Annotated in this window: 2 protein-coding genes; both read left to right on the plus strand. The window is 53.6% G+C overall.

Annotated elements, in window-relative coordinates; all coding sequences use genetic code 11:
* Nucleotides 1-879 (plus strand): beta-ketoacyl-[acyl-carrier-protein] synthase family protein (locus H6585_15740; protein MCB9449784.1); only part of this gene is annotated, 879 nt, incomplete at its 5' end.
* 2 nt (nucleotides 880-881) lie between these two features.
* A partial coding sequence (locus tag H6585_15745) for an acyl carrier protein (protein ID MCB9449785.1) occupies nucleotides 882-1,081 on the plus strand: 200 nt, incomplete at its 3' end.

A 1,081-nucleotide genomic window follows, 5' to 3' on the forward strand; every position in this document is an offset into this window, starting at 1 on the left:
GTGGACCTGCTTCGCGAGAAGAAGGACACCACGCTTATCGGTTCAGGAAACATCTTCCAGAGCATGAACTGCACCGTAACCATGAACCTCAGCACCATCTTCCGCCTCAAAGGCGTCAACTTTACGGTGAGTGCGGCATGTGCCAGCGGTTCGCATTCCATCGGTATGGGCTTCCTGCTCATCAAAATGGGATTGCAGAAACAGATCATCTGCGGAGGCGCGCAAGAGGTCAACCCGTATGCGTTCGGAAGCTTCGATGGCATCGGAACCTTCTCCACCTACGAGGATACACCAACAGAAGCCTCACGTCCGTTCGATGCAACACGCAACGGGCTGGTACCAAGCGGTGGCGCAGCAACCGTCATTCTCGAAAGTTTGGAAAGCGCCCAGGCACGCGGAGCCAACATCTTGGCCGAAGTGGTCGGTTACGGCTTCAGTTCCAACGGAGAGCACATCTCCAACCCCAATGAAGAAGGGCAGGTGCGCGCGCTCAAAATGGCCATGGAAATGGGCGGAGTAAAACCCGAAGAGGTCGATTACATCAACGCCCACGCCACCAGCACACCCGTTGGCGATGCGTTCGAAGCACAGGCCATCCACAGCGTATTCGGAGACAACGGCCCATTGGTAAGCAGCACCAAAAGCATGACGGGCCACGAGTGTTGGATGGCAGGCGCCTCAGAGGTCGTCTATTCGCTGCTCATGATGCAGAACGGTTTCGTGGCACCCAACATCAACTTCTCAGAGCCAGATGAAGCCTCGGCCAAGCTCAACATCCCATCAAAAAGTGTGGATAAGGAATTGAACACAATCCTCTCAAATTCGTTTGGGTTCGGAGGAACAAACTCAACGTTGATAATTCGTAAGTTCGCGCCCTGAAAATGGACAAGCAGCAGATCATCGATACCGTAAATGAGTTCCTGATAGAGGAATTCGAGGCAGATGCGGCCGACCTTGTGGCCGATGCCAACATGCACGAAACACTCGACCTCGACAGTCTCGATTACGTAGACCTCGTGGTGCTTATCGATGAGAATTTCGGTTTCAAAACCACAGCCGAAGACTTCCAGACCATCAAGTC

Source organism: Flavobacteriales bacterium (assembly GCA_020635855.1).
Lineage (GTDB): Bacteria > Bacteroidota > Bacteroidia > JACJYZ01 > JACJYZ01 > JACJYZ01.